Genomic DNA, 22914 nt, shown 5'->3' with positions numbered 1-22914 from the left:
TTTGAATAGTTTTAACTGCAATTAATTAAGCAGTTACGCCATCTTCATCAGGAGCAGCATTTTCTACCGCATCCTTAATGAGTGCTTGAGTAGCAGATTTCGTCAAAGGAACTTTTGTCGAACAGTCTTCATAAAGTACCACCATTGTTTCAACTTGATCTGGTGTGTACTTATGACCTGTTGAGCTTCCAGAACTTAATTGAGCTGCGATGGCAGTCTTGTCTACGCCAGCTTTTGCCATCTTTGCTGCTCGCTCAACAGTATTACCAGCTCGACTCGCTGGTGAGGCTACTTTATCAAGGATTTCTCCCCCTGCCGTTATCGCAGCATGGATGGCTTTTTCAACCTTACTCTGTGTAGTCATGATCGTTTCTCTTTTATCGGGCGTAAGCACCCATTCAAGGAGTTGGGGCAAATCTCAAACAATCAATAGCTGATCAGTAAGGAAATTAATGGTAAAGCCGGACTGGGGCGAGCTTCAGCAACGGTTCCTGTCCGAACATGCCGCAACCGGGGTATCACCGAAGGAATGGTGTGAAGCGCAGGGCCTGAATTACGCTACCGCCCGTCGATATATCAAAAAACCTTCTGCGCAAACTGCGCAAAAACCTGCGCAGAAAAAAATGCGTACTGCGCAAAAGGACAAAAGCGCAAATGAGCTGGTGGATGATGATGGACTCACCGCTCAGCAGCGCATATTTGTCGCGGAGTACCTTAAAGACAACAATGCCACCGCTGCCGCTGCACGTGCTGGTTATAGTGACCCAAACTATGGTCGTCAGCTCATAACGAATCCTAACGTTGCGCAGGCCATTGCGCAGCAGCAGAAAGCCTCCATTGTGCGCACGCTTGGCAGTGCCGATGAAGTCCTCGCGCAGATGTGGCAGCTCGCGACTTTCGATGCAAACCAGCTTTCACAGTATCGCCGCGGTGCGTGTCGTTACTGCTGGGGTTTCGGTCACCAGTATCAGTGGCGTGATGCCGTGGAGTTCGAAGAGAAAAGGCTCGAGGCAGTTGAGCGTGACAGACGTGAACCCGAAGATTCCGGTGGTTACGGCTACGACCACAATAAAGAGCCCAATCCAGAATGCCCGCGCTGCAACGGCGATGGTATTGGCCAGCCTTACTTCCCTGATACGCGCAAACTTCCGGCAGCTTCCCGTCTCGCTTACTCCGGCGTGAAGGTTGGCAAAAACGGCGTCGAAATTACAGCCATCAGCCGTGAAAGAATGTTCGAAGCGGTAATGAAGCGACTTGGCCTGGCCGATAGCGAGTTCGCCCAGCGCCTGCAGCAGATTGAAATCGAACGCCGGCAGCTTGAGGTCGAGAAACTCCGCAAAGAGTTGGCCGGTGATGGTGAGGACGATGAACCGACCCCAGTGCAGATCAATATCAACGTAGTGGATGCGAGGGCAGACGATGGGGATCAGCCCGACACTTAACATTCCTCAGGCGCGCTTCCTCGCGATGCAGCACAAATTCAAAGCCTATGTTGCCGGGTTCGGTTCGGGTAAAACGTGGGTGGGTTGTGGCGGCATCTGCAAAGGGATGTGGGAGCACCCGAAGATTAACCAGGGCTATTTCGCGCCGACGTACCCGCAAATTCGTGACATCTTCTACCCAACGATTGAAGAGGTGGCCTTTGACTGGGGCTTGAGCGTCAAAATCAACGAGGGGAACAAAGAGGTTCACTTCTACGAGGGGCGACGGTACCGCGGGACGACAATTTGCCGTTCGATGGAGAAGCCCGGCTCGATAGTCGGCTTTAAAATCGGTAACGCGATGGTGGATGAACTGGATGTCATGGCGGCAGCCAAAGCACAGCAGGCCTGGCGAAAAATCATCGCCCGTATGCGTTACAACATTCCCGGCCTGAGAAATGGAATTGACGTCACGACAACGCCGGAAGGCTTCAAGTTTGTCTACCAGCAGTTCGTTAAGGCTGTGCGGGATAAACCGCAACTGGCGGCTCTGTATGGACTGATTCAGGCCAGCACGTTCGACAATGCGAAGAACCTTCCGCCTGATTACATCCCGTCGCTACTGAGTTCTTACCCTGACGAACTGATTCAGGCGTATCTGCGAGGGAAGTTCACGAACCTCAATAGCGGGACCATTTACCACACGTTCAACCGTAAGCTGAATAACTGTTCTGACGAGATTCAGGATGGGGATCCGCTCTTCATCGGTATGGACTTCAACGTGGGGAAAATGGCCGCGATTGTTCACGTAAAGCGTAACGGCCTGCCGCGTGCGGTTCGTGAACTCGTGAAGGTCTACGACACGCCGGCAATGATTAAGCGCATTCAGGAGGAATTCTGGCGCTACGAGGATGGCCGCTATGTGAAAAACCGGGAGATTTATATTTACCCGGATGCCTCAGGCGATTCCCGTAAATCCCAGAACGCCAGTAAGACCGATATCGCCCAGCTCAACGAAGCCGGATTCAGCGTCATTGTTGATGATGCCAACCCGCCGGTTAAGGATCGTATCAACTCGATGAACGCCATGTTCTGTAACGCCAACGGCGAACGCCGCTATCTGGTCAACGTCCAGAACTGCCCGGTTTATACCGAGAGTCTCGAACAGCAAATCTGGGCGGCAAATGGCGAACCGGATAAATCAGCGGATAACGATCACCCCAATGATGCTGGTGGGTACTTCATCGTGAAGGATTACCCCATTGTGAAGCCGGCATACTCAATCACCATGGACACCACTTTCTGATATGGCAAACGACGACATCACCTGGGTTCGACCAGAACACCGGGCGGCTTCTGCTGCCTGGCGGAAATACAGGGACTTTTGCAAAGGGGCCGAGGCCGTAAAAGCGGCAGGTAATAAGTATCTGCCGTATCTCGACCCAACCGATAAATCATTACGCAATAAAAAGCGTAATGAGGACTATCTGAGCCGCGCTGTGTTCTATGCCATTGCCGGCAATACGAAGATCGGCATGCTTGGGATGGCATATCGCAAGGACCCCACGTTTAACGGTCCTGAAAAGCTGAAATACCTTTTGGACAATGCTGACGGGGCCGGTACCAGCATCTATCAGCAGTCACAGCTGGTGTCTGAGAACGTGCTTGAAGTTGCTCGAGAGGGGCTTTATGTCGATTACGCAGAAGCATCCGATGAGGCGATCATCCTCCGCTATCCGGCAGAGAACATTATCAACTGGCGAACAAAGCGAATTAACGGACGCGATCAGTTGGTGCTTGTGGTTCTGCGCGAATGCGTTGAAGAGCCGGATGGTTACGCTTACAAGGATGAAATCCAGTACCGCGAGCTGGCGTTGGAAGAAGGGCGGTTCATCTGCCGGGTATGGCGCCGGGCTGGTGGCACTGCAAGCGGAACCTACACTGTTGACAGTGAGTACCATCCTAAGCCGAAAGGAAAGGACTACTGGGACGAAATCCCGTTCACCTTTGTCGGTGCCCAAAACAACGATCCTACCATTGATGATTCACCGCTGGCTGCGCTGGTGGAGATAAACCACGGCCATTATCGAAACAGCGCTGACTATGAGGACAGCGTGTGGTTCTGTGGCCAGGTACAGCCGTATATGACCGGGCTCGATATCAACTGGCGCGACCACCTCGAGAAGAAGGGCGTGAAAATTGGTTCCCGATCACCGCTTTTACTTCCCAGGGAGGGCTCGTTTGGCTATGCCCAGGCGCAGCCGAACATGCTGGCTAAAGAGGCCATGGACAGCAAGCGCGATTACATGGTGCAGCTGGGTGCCCGACTGATTGAGCAGAACGCCACGGCGAAGACGGCAACCCAGGCGAGTGGTGAGCAGACATCATCAACATCCGTGCTCGGTATCTGCGTTTCAAACGTTTCTGAGGCCTATACGCTGGCGCTGGGATGGTGTGCGAAATACCTCGGCATTAAGGGGGAATCGACGAGCTACACCATCAATCAGGAATTCATCGCGAAGGTTGCTGAGTCGGGCATGGTGACGGCAATCGTCAACGCTTGGCAGTCCGGTGCGCTGCGCGACAGCGATATGATTCGCGCACTGCAGAAGCTTGACCTTATCGACCCGGCAGACAGCCCGGACGAAGTGATTGATGCAATTCGCAACCAAGCCCCCACATTGACCGGTGGCTGATATGGCAACAGTAAACGAAAGCTTGCGCGATGAATCAATTGCACATTCCATCTGGTTAAGCCGCTACGCCACCGGCGTGGCAAACCGGATGGTGAAGTTGCTTAACGAGACGGATGCTGACCTGTCGGCACGTCTACTGGATGCGCTGGACAGATTGCCTCCTGAGAGCTTCACCGTTAGCCGTCTGCAGAGTTTACTGGGCAGCGTACGCGAGCTTAATCATCAGGCTGTAGCTACCATGCAGGCAGGGCTCGAGAGTGAGCTGGTGGCGCTGGCAAAGAACGAAGCCAGTTTTCAGCTGAGCCTGTTCGATTCCCTTCTGCCATCACAGGTCCTGTCTCACTATCCGCTGCAGGGCATCACCGCCGATATGGTGTATGCCGCGGCGATGGCGCAGCCCTTTCAGGGGCGGCTGCTGAGTGAGTGGGCAGATAATCTGGAATCGGACAGGCTGGCACGTATCGTGAACGCCGTCCGCAGGGGGTATCTTGCCGGCGACACGGTAGAAACAATCGCGCGCAGTGTTCGCGGCCACGCCAGTAAAGATTATCGCGACGGCGCGCTGCAGATGAGCAGGGCAAACGCCGCCAGCATCGCTAAAACAGCCGTGAATCATCTGGCTGCCACAGCACGCAACAGCTTCACCAGTGCCAACAGCGATATCGTGAAAGGCAAACAGTGGCTGTCTACGCTGGACAATAAAACCAGCCACGACTGCATTATTCGTGATCTGCTGCGCTACACCCTGGATAACAAACCGGTCGGGCATAAGGTGCCTTACCTGCAGGGACCCGGGAAAATCCATTTTTGCTGTCGTTCTACTGAAACCCTGATCCTCAAGACGTGGCGCGAACTCGGCATCGATATCGACGAGATGGACGAGGGGACTCGTGCCAGCATGGATGGACAGGTACCGGGGAAAACATCATATCTGGAATGGCTCGCGCGCCAGCCGGCACAACGCCAGGATCAGGTTCTGGGTGCCGAGCGTGGCCGTTTGTTCCGCGCGGGTGAAATCGACCTGGCTGATATGTTCACTGACAAAGGCGAATGGATCAGCCTGGAACGTCTGAAGCAGCTCTCAGGCACAGACAACTAACAATCACATCTTACTCCACGCCCTGGCATCCGCCGGGGCTTTTTTATGGGCGAGGCCCGGCAAAATCCCGAGGGGAAATTATGTTAATTCGAAACATGCTTCTGAAATTCTATGCACCAGAAAGCGGCGGCGAGGGCAGCGGTGGCGGTGGTATCGAAATCACGCCAGAAATCCAGAAGCTGATAGATGAGCGCGTGACCAGCGAAGTCACTGGCCTGAAATCGAAAAACTCTGAGCTGCTGGGAACCATTAAGCAGCAAAAAGAAAACCTGTCTCGCTTCGATGGTATCGACCCTGATGCAGTGCGCGGGATCCTCCAGCGTTTTTCCGACGACGAAGAGGCAAAGCTGATTGCCGCCGGGAAAATTGATGAGGTGCTCGATAAGCGCACCGAGCGTCTGCGTGCTGACGTTGATAAGCAGATTAAAGCCGCAAATGAACGCGCCGACAAAGCTGAAGCGTTCTCCAACAAATTCCGGGATCGAGTTCTGGGCGATGCAATCCGTGCAGCAGCCTCAAAAGCTGGCGCGCTGCCGGAAGCATCCGACGATCTCATTCTGCGTGCCAAAGGCACATTCCAGCTCAACGACGAAGGCGAGGCCGTAGCGGTTGATACAAATGGCGATGTTCTTTTCGGCAAAGACGGCAAAACCCCACTAAGCCCGCTTGAGTGGGCGGAATCTCTCAAGGAGACGGCTCCGCATCTGTTCCCTCGCGCAGAAGGTACTGGCGCGGGCGGACACAAACCAAACGGCGGTGGCAGCCTGAAACGTTCCGAAATGAGCGCCAGCGACAAAGCGGACTACATCCGCAAGCATGGCCAGCAGGCCTTCCTCAAACTTCCGAAATAAGGGATTAACCCATGCCTACCACTGTTAATAGTGACCTGATTATTTATGACGACCTGGCGCAGACCGCTTTCCTCGAGCGCCGCCAGGACAACCTGGCTATTTTCAACGCGTCCTCCAACGGCGCGATCCTGCTGGATAACGAGCTGATTGAAGGCGACTTCCGCAAGCGTGCCTTCTACAAGGTTGGCGGCTCTATCGAATCGCGTGACGTTAACTCCACCGAAAAAGTGACGGGTAAGAAGATTGGCGCCGGCGAAGCAGTTTCCGTCAAAGCGCCGTGGAAATACGGTCCATACGAAACGACTGAAGAAGCGTTCAAACGCCGCGGCCGCTCGGTTGACGAGTTCTCCGAAGTGATCGGCACTGATGTGGCTGACGCGACGCTGGAAGGCTACGTGAAATACGGTCTGAAGGCGCTGACGGCTGCTATTGGCGCCAACGCCGACATGGTCGTAACAGCCGACATTGAAACTGACGGTAAGAAGACCCTGACGCGCGGTCTGCGTAAGTACGGCGACAAGTTCAACCGTGTTGTGCTCTTCGTTATGCACTCCGCTACCTACTTCGACATCGTGGATGAGGCGATCGCCAACAAAATCTACGAAGAAGCGGGAGTGGTGGTCTACGGTGGCCAGCCAGGCACGCTGGGTAAACCTGTGCTGGTGACCGACACCATGGACGCTGATGCGATCCTTGGGCTGGTAGCTGGTGCGGTTACCGTCACCGAGTCTCAGGCGCCGGGTTTTCGTTCCTACGATATCAACGATCAGGAAAACCTTGCGGTTGGCTATCGTGCTGAAGGCGTGGTGAACGTTGATCTGCTGGGCTACAGCTGGGATACCGCCAAAGGTGATAACCCTGACCTGACCGCCATCGGCACTGCGGGCAACTGGAAGAAACACTTCACCAGCAACAAATCTACGGCAGGCGTGCTGATCAAACTGGAATCCGCGGTGGGGGAGTAACACTGTCAGCGGATAAAACCTCCGCAACCGCTGACAGCACAGACGCGGTAACTGTTTCTCTGAAGTACACGCTGAATGGCTCCGGTGTATCCGGTAAAACCGTCGCGTGGACGTCCACAGGTGGCGCGCTTAGCACGGCCAGTTCTCAGACTGAAACAGCTGGTGGTGCAACGGTGAAACTCACATCAGACGCAGCTGGAACCTTCACGGTAACCGGTACTGTAGATGGAGTGGCGAAAACCACTGAAGAGATCACCTTCACTGCTCCTTCCGGGGAATAACGAATGGGGCGAAAGCCCCATAAACAGGATGATTCGATGGTCAATACCGATATCACCTCTCCTGATGCCAACAGCTACGCCAGTGAAGAGGATCTTGCCTCATTTGCGGAAATACGCGGCATTGAACTGCCTGACAAGCTCACACCTTTGTTGATTAAGGCCATGGATTACCTGGAAGGTCTGGACTGGGTTGGCTCAAAAGCTGACCCGAGACAGGCTCTGGCATGGCCACGCGTGAATGTCGTTCTGGATGAACATGATTTCCCGCCGGATGAAGTTCCACGGCAGGTTATAACCGCACAGTGCATGCTGGCGGTAGAGGCAATCGACGGCGAGTTACTCTCCAGCGTGCGCGAAGCCGCTGTGAAAACTGAACGTGTGGAAGGTGCTGTCACCATGACCTATGCGGTCGCAGATGGTGAAGTCTTCACGCCGTCCTATCCTGCTGTCATGGCGCTGCTGGGCGACCTTGCTGGTGGTCGTGGTTACGCCATTAATGCATTTGCAGAGAGGGTCTGATATGGCGATTGATTATCAACGTATGCAGGCCAGAACGACCCGCATGCTCAGGCAGAACGGCGCGACGTACAACGTAACCCGCAAGGGTTCAGTAACGGTTATCGGTGGAGTCGAGCGTAAAACGGATGATGTTCAGTTCACTGCGATCGGCGTTAAAACGGAATACGCACCCGGTGAGATAGACGGAACAGTCATCGTAAACGGTGATGTTCGAATCGTCTTTACCGCAGAGCAGGAAATTAAAATCGGCGACGTAGTCGATATTGATGGCACAGCCCAAAGGGTTATCAAACCCAACCCGGCAAAACCTGCCTCGCTGGTACTCTGCTACAAAGCGCAGCTGAGGGCTTAACATGGGCGAGAACGCGGCTTTCATGGCTGAAATCACGGCTTTCGTTAACAAGGCGAAAACGAATCAGGAAGCAGTGGTGCGCGCCGTCGGCATAAAAATACTTAACCAGCTGGTGATGATGTCCCCAGTGGGCAACCCGGAGTTGTGGGAAGTTAACCAGACAGCCGTTTCCTATAATCGCGCTGTTTACGATCACAACGAGGCGCAGCGGGCCGATCCCGATAACCTGACCAAAACCGGGCGACTGAAGAAAAAAGCCCGGGTGGTGGATGGGATGGATATCAAAGCACCGCCGGGGTATACGGGCGGACGCTTTCGCGGTAACTGGCAGGTGTCCTTTGATGCGCCAACAACTGACGAGACAGGCCGGGTTGATAAGACAGGTGATCTGACAAAAGCGGCCGGGAACTACACGCTGTCGCTCTTCAAAGTCGGGATGGAGGCCATTTATTTCTGCAACAACGTGCCCTATGCCTACGCGCTTGAAATGGGGCATTCCACACAGGCTCCGGGCGGCATGGTCCGCATAACTGCAGCTGAGTTTCAACGCTTCTTTGAGGAAGCTGTCAGGGAGTTGACTAAGTGATTCCTGATATTGCATCTGCACTGGCCGCCAGACTGGGTATCTGGGCCGATGCTGAGGGCATTTCGGTTGCATGGGAGAACGTGCCGTTTACACCTCCTGCTAACGAGATGTACCTGGCCGTTCACGATATGCCCGTTACGCCGCGAACAATCGATCTCGGCTTGCGCTGCCGGACTTATTCTGGCGTGTACCAGATTAATGTCGTGGCGCCAGCCGGCTCCGGCCGTACCTCCGTCGTTGCCCTGGCGGGCAGAGTAGCGGAATTGTTCCCCGAGGGGCTGGAAATTGCAGGCAAAGACTTTACCTGCTGGATTAGCAGCGCGCCTGGCATATTCCGCGGCGTCCCTACACCTGTGTCCTACTCCGTTCCTGTCAGCCTGAATTATCGGGCAGACATTATCAACTGATTCCCTCCGTGATGTCCCACAAGTGACCGGCCTTGAGCCGGTTTTCCCGTTTCTAAAGGAGTAACCATTATGGGCTTTGCATTGCCTAACGGCGCTCATGTCTATCTGGCATCGGGCTACGGCCCGGCTATTACTTTCACCGGCGCGACGAATGCTGAGCACGCGGTGATCACAGTTAGCGCCGCAGACGATATAGCGGTCGGCGATATCGTTCACGTGAACTGCAACTGGTCGGGTATTGATAACGTTATCGCGAAAATCGATGCGATTGCGGAGAATGCTGTAACTCTTCGCAACATCAATACCACCAACAAAAACAAATATGCAGCTGGTGGCGGTACCGGTTCGATCCGCAAGGTGCTTGAATGGACCGAGTTGCCGCAAATCACTGAGCTTTCTAAATCCGGTGGCGATCAGAACACAACGCAGATTCAGTTCCTCAGCGATGACCGCCAGCGCAACCTGAATACCTATAAATCTGCTGTCTCTCAGACCTACTCGATTGCACATGACTCAACTCTCCCGGTTTATCCACTACTGCGCGAATTGGATGAAGATGAAGAGACAGTTGCAGCGTACATGTACGTGCCAAAGGCGAAGGAAAATCGGTACTGGGCGGCCACGGTATCCTTTGATGACACGCCGACCACAGCGGTTAACGAGGTAGAGACAGTGAGCGTGGTGCTGAACCTGCAGTCACCGGCGATGACGTTCTATAAGTTGACCGACGCTGCCGCCTGACCCGTCAAAACTTTCATTATTCTTTGCCTCCCTTTGCGGAGGCATTTTTTTCGTAAGAGGTATCAATGGCGACCAAATTCACTCTTCAGCCCAAACCTACTTTTAAGGCCAATGTCTCGATTCCCCGTGCCGGGGATGAGGATGGCGTGCTGACGTTCACGTTTAATCACAAGCCGCTTAAAGAACTGGCTGACCTGGAAAAACTCGAAGGCAAAACCGCCACTGATTTTCTGATGGAAATCATTTCTGGTTGGGCACTTCCCGATGCGTTCAACGCGGAGAATCTGTCGGTACTGCTGGAAAACTATCCGGCGGCAATGAAGGCTATCCCTGAAACCTACTATCGCGAACTGATGGGGCAGCGCGAAAAAAACTGATAGCGGTTGCCTCTGCATTCTATACGCCTGAACCCACAGCGGCAGACCTGGCGCCCTATGGGCTTACGCCGGATGACTACGACGATCAATACATCGACGTCTGGCCAGATGTATGGCCTTCATTCCTGGTGTTTCAGGCTGTCAGTACGCAGTGGCGCACGGGCATGGGAGGTGCATCAGGGCTTGATTACAACGTGCTGCCCTGGGTAATGCGCCTGCATCACGTCGAGGACGAGGCAACCGCGCTTTCGGACATCCGAATCATGGAGAGCGCCGCACTAAAAGTTATGCATAAAGAGAGGGCGGAATGAGTAACGACATCGCCACGATTTCCCTGCGCGTAAATACCAGTGAGCTGGATCGCGGTAACCAGGCACTGGATCGCTTTCAGGAGACCGCGTCCGCCGCGGCAGGTAAAGCGGATGACCTGAACAGCACGTTCCGCACCGGTATCGATAACCAGAAGAAAAACAGCGAAAGCCTGAAGCAGCAGCGTCAGGAACTGCAGAACCTGCTGAATAAGATCAGCCCGGTAAACAAGGCGCTGGATGAACTGGACACTATCCAGGAGAGCCTGGCGAAATTTCGCGGTAAAGGGCTGGTGGGAGACGAGGATTTTACTCGTTACAACAGCGTGCTTGAGACGACGCGGGCAAAACTGGCACAGGTCATGGAGTCTGAAACCGCAGAGGGACGGGCTCGCATTGAACAGGCTCAGGCAGCGCAGCGGGCAGCTGCGGCGGGTAAAACCTTTATCGATTCGCTGGAGGAGCAGGTCACAGCAATCGGAAAAACGCGCGCAGAACTGTTAGAGCTAAAAGCTGCCCAACTCGGCGTATCCGATCGTGCTGCACCAATGATCGCAAAGCTGAAAGAGCAGGAGGAAGCGTGGAAGTCTGGGGCTATCAGCGCGGGGCAATACCGCAATGCTATGCGTTATCTCCCGATGCAAATTACCGACATTGTGACCTCACTGGCTTCCGGTATGCCGGTTTATATGGTTGCTATTCAGCAGGGCGGTCAGCTACGTGACTCGTTTGGCGGTGTAGGCAATGCGCTGAATGCGATGTTGTCGATGGTGACCCCTGCCCGAGTGGCAATTGGCGGCCTGGCCGGTGCTGTACTGGTTGCGGCCAAAGCGGGATCGGACTACTTCACCGCCTATGACGAAATCAACAAGGCCATTATCAGGACTGGCAACATTGCCGGCACGTCAGCGCTCCAGATCATGGCTTCCTCCCAGTCTATTGCTGCCTCTACTGGCGCTACTGTAGGAACCGTTCAGAGTCTGATGACTGAGCTGGTTGGCATGGGATCGCTGACACAGCAGCAACTTGAAAAAGCAGCTGTCTCTACGGCGCTGGCGGTTCAGACCGGTATAGTCTCGGCGCAGGACATCACCAAAGCCTATAAGGACATCGAAAAAGACCCTGTTAAAGCGCTGCAGAGTCTCAACGAACAATATAATTTCCTGACCGTTTCACAACTTAAGCATGTTGACGATCTGATAAAGCAAAAGGACCAGACCGCGGCCGTTACGCAGGCTATGGACCTGTTTGGCGATACGATGGCAAAACGTGGGGAGCAGGCTTACGACTCGCTGACACCGTTTGGTCGCCTGTGGCTGGATATCAAGGGCTGGGCGTCTGAGGCCATGCAGAGCATCGGTCAGTGGGTAGCTGAACTGGCATCAAACACACTGAAGGAATTCAACGCAATTTATTACAGCGTTGCGATCGTTTTCCAGAAGCTGAACCAGATCATTTCTTCCTCTATCGCTGCCGCTATTAACCTCGTTCCCGACTGGGCGAAAACAGATACTTTGCAGGGATGGCAGGACTACAACGAAAAAATGGCCGGTGCTTATGGCGACAGCATCTCTCAGCTGAAAAAAGACTGGGATGCGGCTGATATCAGTGCAGGTAAATACCTCGATACGACCAGAAAGATAAGTACCGCAACCACCCAGAAGGATCGGGAAGGAGTCGCTGCTTTTGGCAAAAAGACCAAAACCGGAAAGCAGGGCACATTATCGGCTGGCGATCGCAGCACGGATGCTGCCCAGGCCGAACTGCTGGCGCTTCAGGCACAATTACGCGCCCTGCAGCAGCATAAAGGGCTGAACGACACTATCAGCCAGCAGCGCAAAGATCTGTGGACGACTGAAGCGAAATTTCAGGTGCTGGAGGAGGCCTCGCGTTCACGTTCACTGACAAAGCAGGAGAAATCCCTGCTGGCGAGTAAAGACCAGGTGCTTCAGTTGGCACGGCAGAAAGCCCTGTTAGGTGATCAGATTACCGCACAGGAACAGCTGAACAAGCGCATGGATACCTCGCAGAAATACATCACACAGATGGCAGAGAAGCAGGCTGCATTAGTGAACGGTGCCGGGATGAGCGACCGTCAGGCACAACGTGAGCTGGCAAAGAGCCAGCTTTCCTCTGGCTGGATCAACTCCGGCGGCACGCTTGACGACGAGGGATATCATAAGCAGCTTAAAGCGGCGAATGATTACTATGAGGCAGAGGACCGGTTACGTGGCGACTGGCTGACCGGCGCGAAAAAGGGCTGGGCTGAGTTTGAGGACAGCGCGACCAATGTTTACTCGCAGGTGCAGACGATTACCAGCAATGCGTTCACCGGGATGGCCAGCACGCTCACCGACTTTTTTACTACTGGTAAATCTAACTTCTCAGATTTCTTGACTACCTTCATGATGGGCATCGCCCAGATGCTGACGCAACTGGCTCTGGTTAATGGAATGAAGTCAGCCTTTGGTGGAACCGGTATCGGCGCGTTCTTTGGTTTTTCAGGTGGTGGTTTGGTCCCCGGTTTTGATGGAGGCGGCTACACGGGAGATGGGGGTAAGTACCAACCGAAAGGTGTGGTACACGGCGGTGAGTTTGTATTTACGAAGGAAGCGACCAGTGCATTGGGTGTGGGCAATCTCTATGCGCTTATGCGTGGAGCTCAGGGGTATGCAAACGGCGGCTATGTTGGCACTGCTCCAATGTATGGGCTGCAATCCAATGCAGCTGGTGGCGTTTCAGTTCAAACGTCTGTAGTAGTTCAAAGCAAGAACTCTCAGCAGCAGACTTCCGGTAATAATGATGCTATTTCTCGGGCTTATAAACAGACCATTGACCAGTCAGTACGTGCAGGGATTGCCAAACAGCTCCAGCCTGGAGGTCTGATATGGAATGCGACAAAGTCTCGATAGCCCACTAAGTGGGCTAAATTTCAAATTTGGTCTGCTTCGCGTGAAATCGCGAAAAGCACATTGATAGCCAGTAAATAAGCATTGTCAACAACGCCATAAGTCCCACTTGTTATGACATTTGTATGTCTGGCAAGTGCATTCTCAATAAAGCCAAGTATGTCTTTTTTGCAATAATCACTTTTTGGGTCGAGCATCTCTAGGCCGATAATGTGATGTCGATATTTTTCAAAAATGGTACCAATAAAATTTTCCTGCTCTGACCATGAGTAGAACTCATCGATTGTTAAAGGTCGATTTAGTTGCTCAAGTCGCGTTAGCTCTCTTGATAACCATTGGCAACCGTCACGTAATTTTTCTGCGCTAATTGTCATAGAAGCCTCATTAACTCATCAGTATTATTTAATAACACCATCAATAGTTTTATCAATCACATGTCTTAGTTTGTCACCGAATGGATCATTTGGTGAGTGCTTTCCATATTTAGCTTCCTCAAGCATTTGGATTATAGCTGAATCTATATAATGTCCGTTGTTTAGGCTCGTTCAGCTATAGCATCACGCCTGGCAGAAGGCAATCTCACATTCAAGCTAACCCAAACTAAGCCCGCTTCGGCGGGTTTTTATACCCGGAGGAAAGTTGGCAATCGAAACATTCACCTGGCGAACACAGATACAGGCGGGAATGGAAGGGTCGTTCAGCCTTAAAACGCGCTCTGCAACCTTTGGCGACGGCTATGAGCAGATCGCCGGGGAAGGCATTAACCCTGAAAAACAGTCATGGCCTGTCACACTCACAGGGAAAAAGGCGGACATGCTTCAGGCCCTGAAGTTCTTTCGTTCTCACGTCACCAAATCATTCATCTGGACATCGCCAGTTGGCGAAACTGGGCTCTACCGGATTGAGGCCGAATCAATCAACTCACAGCCCTTATCCAGCAACGTTCTGACCATTTCCGCAACATTCAAACAGGCGTACGCACCATGATCACAGCAGACTATCAAAGCCTTGAGCCCGGAAACAAAGTCCGGCTTATCGAAGTTGATGGCTCTACTTTCGGCGTGGATGATGTACTGCGATTTCACGCGTACAACCTCCCGCACACGGAAGAAGAAATCGCCGCCGCTGGTGGTGATGAATCAAAGCTGCAGGCGAAAAGCATCTGGTGGCAGGGGGAAGAATATGCCGCCTGGCCGTATCAAATTGAAGGGCTTGAAGTCTCCACAGACGGCAACAGTGCCCAGCCAACGCTGACGGTTGCAGATATCGAAAGCAAGATTACAGCGCTGTGCCTTGCTTATGACGATATGCTACAGGCGAAAGTCACTATCCATGACACTTATTCGCACTATCTCGATGCGAAGAACTTCCCAGCAGGTAACCCAACAGCTGATCCGCAACAGGTCAGAAAACGAGTTTTTTACATCGATAGTAAAAGCAGCGAAATTCCGGGCGAAAGTATCGAATTTGTACTCGATAGCCCGATGTCGTTACAGGGAAAGATGATCCCTACACGTCAACTTCATTCTCTGTGTACATGGTGTATCCGGAATAAATATCGCACCGGCGACGGCTGCGACTATGCCGGAACCCGCTTTTTCGATAAAAACAACAACCCGGTGAGTGACCCCTCTCTGGACGAATGCAACGGCACGCTTACGGCCTGTAAGCTCCGGCATGGAGACGGCAACGAACTGCCGTTCGGTGGTTTTCCGGGCACGTCTTTGATCAGGAGCTGATATGCGTCAGAAAACCATCGATGCGATTATGGCCCATGCTGCAGCCGAGTATCCTCGTGAGTGTTGCGGCGTGGTGGCGCAAAAAAGCCGTGTTGAACGTTATTTCCCGTGCCGGAATCTTGCCGCGGCGCCGGAGGACAATTTTGTCCTTTGCCCCGAAGACTATGCAGCTGCTGAGGACTGGGGGAAGGTCATAGCTATCGCTCACAGTCACCCTGATGCCTCGACGCAACCGAGCGAACTGGATAAAGCGCAATGCGATGCAACCCTTTTACCCTGGCATATCGTGAGCTGGCCGGAGGGGGATTTACGGACCATCCAGCCGCGTGGAGAACTGCCGTTGCTCGAGCGTCCGTTTGTGCTTGGTCACTTTGACTGCTGGGGGCTGGTGATGAGCTATTACCGGCAAACGTACGGGATAGAGCTTCACGATTACCGGGTCGATTATCCCTGGTGGGAAAACGACTATCCGGACAACTTCTATCAGGATTGCTGGTATGAGTGCGGATTCCGTGAATTCGACGGGCCGCCAAAACCTGGCGATATGGTGATCATGCAGGTTCAGGCTGACAAGTGGAACCATGCGGGAATTCTGCTGGAAGGCAACATGCTACTGCATCACCTTTATGGGCATCTGAGCCAGCGCGTGCCGTATGGCGGCTACTGGCGTGAGCGCACAATGAAAATACTGCGCTTTAAAGACTGTTTCTGATAACTGCCTGTGACAGTTTTTATGGAGGAAAAATGGTTGCATTACTCAATGCTGAGCCGGTCCGCACAATTCGATTGTACGGCGTGCTAGGTGCCACATTCGGGCGTGAATATCGTTTATCAGTAGCTTCACCAAAAGAGGCCATCCGCGCTCTGAGCGTTATCGTGCCGGGCTTTGAGCGTTTCCTGAATACCAGTAAGCAACGAGGTTTAACTTATGCGGTATTCAGCGGGAAACGAAACCTCTTAAACGATGAGCTCAGTATGGACAGGAGCACAGAGGAAATCCGCATCGCGGCGGTGATCATCGGCAGTAAGCGAGCCGGGGTGTTTCAGACAATCCTCGGGGTTGCCCTTGTCGCTGTTGCTGCGTTCGTTACGGGAGGGGCCGCGATCGGGATTGGTGGTACCGCTTTCGCTGGTGGATGGGGCGCCGTGGCGGGTATTGGGGCATCAATGGCAATCGGCGGCGTAGTCCAGATGCTTTCTCCACAGACAACCGGGCTCGCCAGTAAGCAATCTGCGGATAACCAAGCCAGCTACGCCTTTGGTGGGGTAACAAATACGACAGCTCAGGGCAATCCGGTACCACTCTTGTACGGTCGGCGCCGTATTGGTGGCGCGATCATCTCCGCCGGTATCTATGTTGAAGATCAGCAGTAAGCATGCTGTAATGGGCTTACTTAATATGGGGTGACTTGAGCTTAGATTCAAAAATGAAAAAAACATCTATTCTTTTCCTTTGTACTTCTTTATTTTCAGGCATGGCTTTGGCTGAGAACCATTACATACCTCTCCTCTATAATTTATCTACTATGTTTGATTTCAATCCAGTTAAAGGAGCTGTCAAATCCTTGGATACTGATGTAGAAGAAAATGGGAAAGTCACTTATAAAATTGCCATCAGACTGGATAAGAATGGGTGTGTTGAAAGCTTAGATCTTGATAACGTTTCCTCTGGACATGAAACCATTCTAAAAAATAGCAATGGAAGTCTTGTTGGTCAGAGAGATGGTAAGCCTTTCTCTATACAGCTCGATGAAAAATGTAATATTTTGAGTAAAAATGAAAATGGTGACGAGTTACGATATAGTCTTTACTCGAATGGATTAATTAAAGATACATATTATTTGGGTAAAAAGATATCTGAGCATTTCTATGATGATGATTCTAATTTGATACGTTCTGAGTTTTATGGCTCTGGAAAGATCCTATCTAAAAACGAAATATCTTATGTTGATAAAGACAGGAAGCCTCTTGATTATAAAATTATAAACACATCAGTTTACTCGGAAGGTTATACAGCAACGAATACTTGTCATTATAGCGAAAAGCTTGTTCCTGAAATATGTAAAGTAACAATGCAGAGCGCAGGGAATCCTGTGCCGAAGCCAGTATTAATGGCAGCGAATACGAAAGTTGAATTCTACTAGATTAAACACATTTCAAAAAGCCACCTCTGGGTGGCTTTTTTTATGGGCGCAATATGGCTTTAGCAACCGCTATTAAAGGCCGCAAGGGCGGCAGCTCAAGTTCCCGAACCCCTACCGAACAGCCTGATGATCTGCAATCTGTAGCAAAGGCAAAAATCCTCGTTGCACTAGGAGAGGGGGAATTTGCAGGGCAGCTGACGGCGAAAGATATCTACCTTGACGGAACGGCTCTGGAGAATGCTGACGGCTCTCAAAACTTCAGCGGCGTTACGTGGGAATTTCGCGCGGGAACTCAGGCGCAAAAATATATTCAGGGCATACCCGGTACCGAAAACGAAATCAATGTGGGAACTGAGGTATCGAGCGCTACAGCGTGGACGCGCACGTTTACCAATACGCAGCTTTCAGCTGTTCGCCTGCGCCTGAAATGGCCTTCGCTTTTCAAGCAGGAGGACGACGGCGATCTGGTCGGTTACTTGGTTAATTATGCGATTGACCTGCAGACGGACGGCGGCACATGGCAGACAGTACTCAATACCAGCGTGACCGGCAAAACGACGTCAGGTTACGAGCGCAGCCACCGTATTGATTTACCTCAGGCTGGCAGCACCTGGACAATCCGACTCCGTAAGATTACGTCTGATGCCAACAGCGCGAAAATCGGCGACACGATGATGCTGCAGAGCTTCACCGAGGTAATTGACGCCAAATTACGCTATCCAAACACAGCGCTGCTTTATATCGAATTCGATTCCAGCCAGTTTAACGGCTCTATCCCGCAGATCGCCTGCGAGCCCCGCGGCCGCGTTATCCGCGTACCGGATACTTACGACCCCGAAACCCGCACTTATAGCGGTACGTGGGCTGGGACATTTAAATGGGCCTGGACCGATAACCCTGCATGGATTTTCTACGACCTGGTGGTTAGCGACCGTTTCGGACTTGGGGATCGTCTTACAACGGCCAACATAGATAAATGGACGCTCTACCAGGTTGCGCAGTATTGCGATCAAATGGTACCGGATGGCAAAGGCGGAAGTGGTACCGAACCACGTTATACCTGCAACGTCTACATTCAGGAACGCAACGACGCTTATACGGTCCTGCGTGATTTTGCTGCCATATTCCGTGGGATGACCTACTGGGGCGACGACCAGATTGTGGCGCTGGCGGACATGCCGAGAGATGTTGATTTTACATACACGCATGCGAACGTTATTGATGGGCGCTTTACCTATTCCAGCAGCACCACAAAGAACCGTTACACCAATGCGCTGGTGTCTTGGTCTGATCCTGATAACGCTTATTCTGATGCGATGGAGCCTGTTTTTGAGCAGGCGTTGGTTGCGCGTTATGGGTTTAATCAACTTGAGATAACTGCGATCGGCTGTACCCGTCAGTCAGAAGCGAATCGGAAAGGGCGATGGGGGATCCTCACCAACAATAAAGATCGCGTTGTTACTTTCAATGTAGGGGAAGATGGCAACATTCCGCAGCCTGGATATGTAATCGCTGTAGCGGACCGAAATCTCTCCGGGCGCGACCTGGGTGGCCGTATCTCTGCGGTGAATGGTCGCGTGCTGACGCTGGACAGGGCGCCGGATGCTTCGGCAGCCGACAGGATGATTGTCAATCTTCCATCGGGTGTTTCTCAGTCACGCACCATTCAGTCGATTACGGGCAATAAAGTGACCGTTACGACCGCTTACAGCGAAACGCCTGTAGCTGAGGCCGTATGGGTCATTGAGTCTGATGAGCTCTACGCACAGCAGTATCGCGTTATTACGGTAACTGATAATAATGACGGCACGTTCACAATCGTCGGTGCAAATCACGATCCGGATAAATTCGATCGCATTGATACCGGAGCCATCATTGACCAGCGGCCGGTGAGCGTGATCCCGCCGGGCAACCAGTCGCCGCCTGCGAACATAGTGATCAGCTCGTTTTCTGTGGTGCAGCAAAATATCAGCGTCGAAACGATGCGCGTGAGCTGGGACCAGGCGCTGAACGCTATCGCCTATGAAGCGCAATGGCGCCGAAACGACGGGAACTGGGTTAACGTGCCGCGCAACTCCACCACGTCATTCGACGTCCCCGGGATTTATGCCGGGCGCTACCTGGTGCGCGTACGCGCAATCAATGCCGCAGAAATCTCGTCCGGATGGGGCTATTCAGAAGAGAAAACGCTGACCGGTAAAGTGGGCAATCCACCGAAGCCGGTTGGCTTCATCGCTTCTGAAAATGTGGTGTTCGGTATCGAGCTGAACTGGGGATTCCCGGCGAATACCGACGACACGCTGAAGACGGAAATTCAGTACAGCCTGACCGGTACCGAAGACGATGCGATGCTGCTGGCCGATGTACCTTACCCACAGCGCAAATATCAGCAGATGGGCCTTAAGGCTGGGCAGATTTTCTGGTATCGAGCGCAACTGGTGGACCGCAGCGGCAACGAATCAGGTTACACAGAATGGGTGCGCGGTCAGGCCAGCATCGACGTGTCCGACATCACCGATGTGATCCTGGAGGAAATTAAAGACTCGGATACCTTCAAGGACCTGATCGAGAATGCCGTTGATACCAACGAAAAAATTGCTGGTATGGCTGACGACATCAAACAGGCCAACGATGAACTTGAGCTGCAGGCGCAGGAAATCGCCAAAAACGCGCAGGAAATCGGGCAGGTTCAGACCAGCGTTAATGAGCTTTCGAGCACAGTCGGTGATGTGTCGTCCTCTCTTTCAGAGCTTGAGCAGACCGTGGCGACGGCTGATACCGCGCTGGGTCAGCGAATCGACAGCATCAGCGTGTCTATGGACGGCATGACGGGCGGGGTGAAGAACTCTGCAATTGCGATAATCCAGGCCAACCTCGCTCAGGTGGCCACGCGTAAAACCCTTTCTGCATCGGTCGCCGGCAACAGCGCGAATCTGGACCGCATTGATGAAGTGATTGTCAACGACAGGGAGGCAACGGCGCGCTCGCTGCTGAGCCTGCAGACGGACGTTAACGGCAACAAGGCATCCATCAACAGCCTGAATCAGACGTTCTCCGACTATCAGCAGACTACGGCCACGCAGATAAACGGCATTACGGCGACCGTGAACGGGCATACCTCCGCCATCACCACTAACGCTCAGGCGATAGCCAACGTTAATGGCGACCTCAGCGCGATGTACAACATAAAGGTTGGTGTCTCCAGCAACGGGCAGTATTACGCCGCGGGGATGGGTATCGGCGTGGAGAATACGCCATCCGGCATGCAGTCGCAGGTTATCTTCCTGGCTGACCGCTTCGCCGTCACCACGGCAGCCGGAAATAGCGTGGCTTTGCCGTTCGTGATCCAGAACGGGCAGACATTCATCCGGGCCAGCTTCATCCAGGACGGCACCATTGAGAACGCCAAAATCGGCAACTATATCCAGTCGAATAACTATGTGGCTGGTTCTGCAGGCTGGAAGCTTGATAAGGGAGGGACGTTCGAAATTAACGGCGTGGCCGGGGGCGGGAGGATGCTGATAACCAGCACTCTCATTCGTATCTATGACAGCAATAATGTGCTGCGTGTCAGAATGGGGTTATGGTAATGCCACAGGGGTTGCAATGCTGGGACAGTGCAGGGCGGATAGCGGTTGATTTGAGTGATTATGCCATCCGGTATATCGGAAGCACCTCGGTAACATTCGCTGCGGGGGAAACGTCGAAAAACGTTTCCTTCGCCGGGACAACCCAGGATGGCTCATTCATATCAATTGTGTCGACAGGCGTCACTGTCAACGAATACCACTGCCGCGCCTATAATGGCGGTTTTACAGCTTATTATTTGCCCTCAACCGGCAGTCCTGCGATCACACTCAATGTGGAGGTGTATAACTTTCAATGAGCGGATTCGAAGTTTACAACAGCGATGGAAAATTACTGGTGGACTCGCAAAACAGGTCCACCCTTTTTTATGACCAGCGTACGCTCGGCGCAGTGAACAACAAGGGTTTTTACCAGGTAGACAGTCCATTTGGGAATGGCAGCACCCTGGGATTCACTCCGCAGGCATTCTGGAATGACGGGAGATTAAGGTGGCTGCAGCTTGGCGCAAACAGATACGGGATGCCTGGTGCGGACCTGCTTGAAGATAACGCGGGGAGCATGATCCGCACTGCGCGTAACATTGGAATTCAAAGCGGGTATCTGGATGTCTTCGACAGTGCCGGAAATCTCATCTGGAGCGCGGCTTCAGCCTCAAAAATGCCCCGCGTTGTCGGGTTCTTTGACGTGCCGGCGAACTATGATCTGCAGAACAACACACTATCTGTGAGCCTCAGTTTTAACCCGTGGATTCTGGTAAACAACTGCCCCGGAAATCTCAGCGATGACGGGGAGGTGGTCGGTTATTCAGGGATAGTGCTGAAGTGGACGGGCTCACAGCTGCAGGGGAGGTATATTTCTAAAAATCAGCGCAGCTGGAGCCAGACGATGCAGGGGCGCGGATTAAGAATCCCTGTCGCTCAGTTTGTCGGTATTTGAAACAGGCGGGACACGTGGATACTGCGTGGCAATCATATCTTGCCTGACTCCCTTCGCAGCGTTGAAGCGATAAACGACATCGAGTTTATCGGTTTTTTTATAGCAAATATTACTCAGACGTTTATTAACATGGCGGCTGAATATTCCATTGCTGCTGTCTGAAATAATCTTCATTTCCCTCGTGGCGCAGTCGATATTCACGTGAATATCGCCACCAAGGGAAAGACGCGCTGCATCCACCGGATAATCCATTTTAAATGCGTAATCTGTGTGTTTATCGGCACAGCCAGCCAGCAGCAAAAGTGCTGCAGCAAATAATCGTTTCATTTCTACATTCCTGTAAGAGCGGGAATATCCATTTTATTTAAGTTTAAAAAATAGTCAGATTGATATGAGCGATCAATTTTACAATATTGATCGTTCCAAACGATCGTTATTATCGTGAGGTAGTTCATGCTTTATAACACTGGCACAATCGCTGTTAATGGAAATACCGCAACCGGCTCCGGAACTAACTGGACAGCACCCGCCAGCCAGGTCCGCGCTGGCCAGACGATTATTGTCATATCTAACCCGGTTCAGATGTTCCAGATTTCATCCGTGAACAGCGCCACGTCAATGACGGTAACGCCTGCTGCATCACCGGCGCTGAGCGGCCAGAAGTACGGCATTCTGGTATCAGACAATATCTCGGTCGATGGGCTGGCGCAGGCCATGTCTCAGCTCATTAAAGAGTATGACGAGAATATTGGCGCATGGGAGACGTTCGCTACTACCTCAGCAAACCAGAGCATAACGGTAACTATTAACGGCACCCCCGTGACTATCCCCGGCATCGGTAAGCTGGCGCAGAAAGGGCCCAACGGTGCTCTCCCGATTGACCAGGGCGGGACCGGGGCAACGAACGCTGCAGACGTTCGCACAAACCTCGGTTTGGGAAGTAGTGCGACAAAGGATGTCGGAACTGCGGCAGGGAATGTTATGCAGGTGGGAGT

25 protein-coding genes and 1 pseudogene are annotated in these 22914 nt (G+C 52.6%); 23 read left to right on the top strand and 3 right to left on the bottom strand.

The window, feature by feature from the left end:
* Positions 1 to 25: 25 nt before the first annotated feature.
* The gene (locus AK59_RS0103630) at positions 26 to 364 is read right to left on the bottom strand and encodes a hypothetical protein (protein ID WP_050491966.1); all 339 of its coding nucleotides are present in this window, start codon (positions 362 to 364) and stop codon (positions 26 to 28) included.
* An 88-nt stretch (positions 365 to 452) separates the two neighbouring features.
* On the opposite strand from AK59_RS0103630, the gene AK59_RS0103625 reads away from it, so the two are divergent.
* The 15 genes from AK59_RS0103625 to AK59_RS0103560 all read left to right on the top strand — a co-directional run bounded on the left by AK59_RS0103625 (position 453) and on the right by AK59_RS0103560 (position 13515).
* On the top strand, positions 453 to 1442 hold the full coding sequence (locus AK59_RS0103625; protein ID WP_029882057.1) for a terminase small subunit: 990 nt from the start codon (positions 453 to 455) through the stop codon (positions 1440 to 1442).
* The gene (locus tag AK59_RS0103620; RefSeq protein ID WP_029882056.1) at positions 1420 to 2727 is read left to right on the top strand and encodes a terminase large subunit domain-containing protein; all 1308 of its coding nucleotides are present in this window, start codon (positions 1420 to 1422) and stop codon (positions 2725 to 2727) included. The genes AK59_RS0103625 and AK59_RS0103620 overlap by 23 nt, the downstream gene beginning before the upstream one ends.
* A gap of 1 nt (position 2728) precedes the next feature.
* A complete protein-coding gene (locus AK59_RS0103615) occupies positions 2729 to 4117 on the top strand; it encodes a DUF4055 domain-containing protein (protein ID WP_029882055.1) in 1389 nt (462 codons plus the stop codon).
* A 1-nt stretch (position 4118) separates the two neighbouring features.
* On the top strand, positions 4119 to 5216 hold the full coding sequence (locus tag AK59_RS0103610; protein WP_029882054.1) for a phage minor head protein: 1098 nt from the start codon (positions 4119 to 4121) through the stop codon (positions 5214 to 5216).
* A gap of 80 nt (positions 5217 to 5296) precedes the next feature.
* Positions 5297 to 6067 (top strand): hypothetical protein, encoded by a 771-nt coding sequence (locus AK59_RS0103605; protein ID WP_029882053.1) that lies wholly within the window; start codon positions 5297 to 5299, stop codon positions 6065 to 6067.
* 11 nt (positions 6068 to 6078) lie between these two features.
* Positions 6079 to 7032: a major capsid protein gene (locus AK59_RS0103600; RefSeq protein WP_029882052.1), complete on the top strand. Its 954-nt coding sequence runs from the start codon at positions 6079 to 6081 to the stop codon at positions 7030 to 7032.
* Entirely contained in the window at positions 6957 to 7313 is a 357-nt protein-coding gene (locus tag AK59_RS1000000125425; RefSeq protein WP_197028012.1) for an Ig-like domain-containing protein, read from the top strand. The genes AK59_RS0103600 and AK59_RS1000000125425 overlap by 76 nt, the downstream gene beginning before the upstream one ends.
* Before the next feature lie 36 nt (positions 7314 to 7349).
* On the top strand, positions 7350 to 7832 hold the full coding sequence (locus tag AK59_RS0103595; protein ID WP_029882051.1) for a DnaT-like ssDNA-binding protein: 483 nt from the start codon (positions 7350 to 7352) through the stop codon (positions 7830 to 7832).
* Position 7833: 1 nt separating this feature from the next.
* On the top strand, positions 7834 to 8184 hold the full coding sequence (locus tag AK59_RS0103590; RefSeq protein ID WP_029882050.1) for a hypothetical protein: 351 nt from the start codon (positions 7834 to 7836) through the stop codon (positions 8182 to 8184).
* 1 nt (position 8185) lies between these two features.
* On the top strand, positions 8186 to 8770 hold the full coding sequence (locus AK59_RS0103585) for a hypothetical protein (protein WP_029882049.1): 585 nt from the start codon (positions 8186 to 8188) through the stop codon (positions 8768 to 8770).
* Positions 8767 to 9177: a DUF4128 domain-containing protein gene (locus AK59_RS0103580; RefSeq protein WP_029882048.1), complete on the top strand. Its 411-nt coding sequence runs from the start codon at positions 8767 to 8769 to the stop codon at positions 9175 to 9177. The genes AK59_RS0103585 and AK59_RS0103580 overlap by 4 nt, the downstream gene beginning before the upstream one ends.
* A 69-nt stretch (positions 9178 to 9246) precedes the next feature.
* Positions 9247 to 9918, top strand: coding sequence for a phage tail protein (locus AK59_RS0103575; RefSeq protein ID WP_029882047.1), 672 nt, complete (start codon positions 9247 to 9249; stop codon positions 9916 to 9918).
* Between the two features lie 65 nt (positions 9919 to 9983).
* The gene (locus AK59_RS0103570; RefSeq protein WP_023344275.1) at positions 9984 to 10295 is read left to right on the top strand and encodes a phage tail assembly chaperone; all 312 of its coding nucleotides are present in this window, start codon (positions 9984 to 9986) and stop codon (positions 10293 to 10295) included.
* Complete coding sequence (locus AK59_RS01000000123555) at positions 10292 to 10606, top strand: DUF1799 domain-containing protein (protein WP_032618388.1); 315 nt, start codon at positions 10292 to 10294, stop codon at positions 10604 to 10606. The genes AK59_RS0103570 and AK59_RS01000000123555 overlap by 4 nt, the downstream gene beginning before the upstream one ends.
* Entirely contained in the window at positions 10603 to 13515 is a 2913-nt protein-coding gene (locus AK59_RS0103560; RefSeq protein WP_029882045.1) for a phage tail tape measure protein, read from the top strand. Before AK59_RS01000000123555 ends, AK59_RS0103560 begins: the two co-directional genes overlap by 4 nt.
* Before the next feature lie 20 nt (positions 13516 to 13535).
* Here AK59_RS0103560 and AK59_RS0103555 read toward each other — a convergent pair whose 3' ends face one another.
* Positions 13536 to 13886 (bottom strand): hypothetical protein, encoded by a 351-nt coding sequence (locus AK59_RS0103555; RefSeq protein WP_029882044.1) that lies wholly within the window; start codon positions 13884 to 13886, stop codon positions 13536 to 13538.
* A 265-nt stretch (positions 13887 to 14151) separates the two neighbouring features.
* Here AK59_RS0103555 and AK59_RS0103550 point away from each other — a divergent pair, with 265 nt between their 5' ends.
* From AK59_RS0103550 to AK59_RS0103515, 7 genes are all read left to right on the top strand, one after another.
* A complete protein-coding gene (locus tag AK59_RS0103550) occupies positions 14152 to 14499 on the top strand; it encodes a phage tail protein (protein ID WP_029882043.1) in 348 nt (115 codons plus the stop codon).
* Complete coding sequence (locus tag AK59_RS0103545) at positions 14496 to 15251, top strand: phage minor tail protein L (RefSeq protein ID WP_029882042.1); 756 nt, start codon at positions 14496 to 14498, stop codon at positions 15249 to 15251. Before AK59_RS0103550 ends, AK59_RS0103545 begins: the two co-directional genes overlap by 4 nt.
* A gap of 1 nt (position 15252) precedes the next feature.
* Positions 15253 to 15963 carry a C40 family peptidase gene (locus tag AK59_RS0103540; RefSeq protein WP_029882041.1) on the top strand — a complete coding sequence of 237 codons (711 nt, stop codon included), beginning with the start codon at positions 15253 to 15255 and terminating at the stop codon, positions 15961 to 15963.
* A 32-nt stretch (positions 15964 to 15995) separates the two neighbouring features.
* The gene (locus AK59_RS0103535) at positions 15996 to 16625 is read left to right on the top strand and encodes a tail assembly protein (RefSeq protein ID WP_029882040.1); all 630 of its coding nucleotides are present in this window, start codon (positions 15996 to 15998) and stop codon (positions 16623 to 16625) included.
* A gap of 53 nt (positions 16626 to 16678) precedes the next feature.
* Positions 16679 to 17395, top strand: a complete 717-nt coding sequence (locus tag AK59_RS0103530) for a YnfC family lipoprotein (protein ID WP_029882039.1) — start codon at positions 16679 to 16681, stop codon at positions 17393 to 17395.
* Between the two features lie 53 nt (positions 17396 to 17448).
* The gene (locus tag AK59_RS0103525; RefSeq protein WP_029882038.1) at positions 17449 to 20985 is read left to right on the top strand and encodes a host specificity protein J; all 3537 of its coding nucleotides are present in this window, start codon (positions 17449 to 17451) and stop codon (positions 20983 to 20985) included.
* Between the two features lie 292 nt (positions 20986 to 21277).
* Positions 21278 to 21919: a hypothetical protein gene (locus AK59_RS0103515; RefSeq protein ID WP_020689232.1), complete on the top strand. Its 642-nt coding sequence runs from the start codon at positions 21278 to 21280 to the stop codon at positions 21917 to 21919.
* Here AK59_RS0103515 and AK59_RS0103510 read toward each other — a convergent pair.
* Positions 21884 to 22246: a hypothetical protein gene (locus tag AK59_RS0103510; protein ID WP_029882036.1), complete on the bottom strand. Its 363-nt coding sequence runs from the start codon at positions 22244 to 22246 to the stop codon at positions 21884 to 21886. The two genes, AK59_RS0103515 and AK59_RS0103510, sit on opposite strands and share 36 nt — an antisense overlap.
* Before the next feature lie 126 nt (positions 22247 to 22372).
* Here AK59_RS0103510 and AK59_RS0103505 point away from each other — a divergent pair.
* Positions 22373 to 22914: pseudogene (locus AK59_RS0103505) on the top strand (phage tail protein); the annotation flags it as partial.

Origin of the sequence: Enterobacter sp. T1-1, from assembly GCF_000710795.1 — a bacterium.
GTDB classification, from domain to species: domain Bacteria; phylum Pseudomonadota; class Gammaproteobacteria; order Enterobacterales; family Enterobacteriaceae; genus Enterobacter; species Enterobacter cloacae.
The sequence above is the reverse complement of the archived record's forward strand: the minus strand, read 5'-3'. Positions and strand labels throughout refer to the sequence as shown.

Bases quoted from the DNA above. Each gene is read 5' to 3' on its own strand.
- AK59_RS0103605 (WP_029882053.1), top strand. From the start codon at position 5,297: ATGTTAATTCGAAACATGCTTCTGAAATTCTATGCACCAGAAAGCGGC.
- AK59_RS0103525 (WP_029882038.1), top strand. From the start codon at position 17,449: ATGGCTTTAGCAACCGCTATTAAAGGCCGCAAGGGCGGCAGCTCAAGT.
- AK59_RS0103630 (WP_050491966.1), bottom strand. From the start codon at position 364: ATGACTACACAGAGTAAGGTTGAAAAAGCCATCCATGCTGCGATAACG.
- AK59_RS0103620 (WP_029882056.1), top strand. From the start codon at position 1,420: ATGGGGATCAGCCCGACACTTAACATTCCTCAGGCGCGCTTCCTCGCG.
- AK59_RS0103610 (WP_029882054.1), top strand. From the start codon at position 4,119: ATGGCAACAGTAAACGAAAGCTTGCGCGATGAATCAATTGCACATTCC.
- AK59_RS0103535 (WP_029882040.1), top strand. From the start codon at position 15,996: ATGGTTGCATTACTCAATGCTGAGCCGGTCCGCACAATTCGATTGTAC.
- AK59_RS0103570 (WP_023344275.1), top strand. From the start codon at position 9,984: ATGGCGACCAAATTCACTCTTCAGCCCAAACCTACTTTTAAGGCCAAT.
- AK59_RS0103585 (WP_029882049.1), top strand. From the start codon at position 8,186: ATGGGCGAGAACGCGGCTTTCATGGCTGAAATCACGGCTTTCGTTAAC.
- AK59_RS0103545 (WP_029882042.1), top strand. From the start codon at position 14,496: ATGATCACAGCAGACTATCAAAGCCTTGAGCCCGGAAACAAAGTCCGG.
- AK59_RS0103540 (WP_029882041.1), top strand. From the start codon at position 15,253: ATGCGTCAGAAAACCATCGATGCGATTATGGCCCATGCTGCAGCCGAG.
- AK59_RS0103595 (WP_029882051.1), top strand. From the start codon at position 7,350: ATGGTCAATACCGATATCACCTCTCCTGATGCCAACAGCTACGCCAGT.
- AK59_RS0103590 (WP_029882050.1), top strand. From the start codon at position 7,834: ATGGCGATTGATTATCAACGTATGCAGGCCAGAACGACCCGCATGCTC.
- AK59_RS0103560 (WP_029882045.1), top strand. From the start codon at position 10,603: ATGAGTAACGACATCGCCACGATTTCCCTGCGCGTAAATACCAGTGAG.
- AK59_RS0103625 (WP_029882057.1), top strand. From the start codon at position 453: ATGGTAAAGCCGGACTGGGGCGAGCTTCAGCAACGGTTCCTGTCCGAA.
- AK59_RS0103530 (WP_029882039.1), top strand. From the start codon at position 16,679: ATGAAAAAAACATCTATTCTTTTCCTTTGTACTTCTTTATTTTCAGGC.
- AK59_RS0103555 (WP_029882044.1), bottom strand. From the start codon at position 13,886: ATGACAATTAGCGCAGAAAAATTACGTGACGGTTGCCAATGGTTATCA.
- AK59_RS0103575 (WP_029882047.1), top strand. From the start codon at position 9,247: ATGGGCTTTGCATTGCCTAACGGCGCTCATGTCTATCTGGCATCGGGC.
- AK59_RS0103600 (WP_029882052.1), top strand. From the start codon at position 6,079: ATGCCTACCACTGTTAATAGTGACCTGATTATTTATGACGACCTGGCG.
- AK59_RS0103510 (WP_029882036.1), bottom strand. From the start codon at position 22,246: ATGAAACGATTATTTGCTGCAGCACTTTTGCTGCTGGCTGGCTGTGCC.
- AK59_RS0103615 (WP_029882055.1), top strand. From the start codon at position 2,729: ATGGCAAACGACGACATCACCTGGGTTCGACCAGAACACCGGGCGGCT.
- AK59_RS0103515 (WP_020689232.1), top strand. From the start codon at position 21,278: ATGAGCGGATTCGAAGTTTACAACAGCGATGGAAAATTACTGGTGGAC.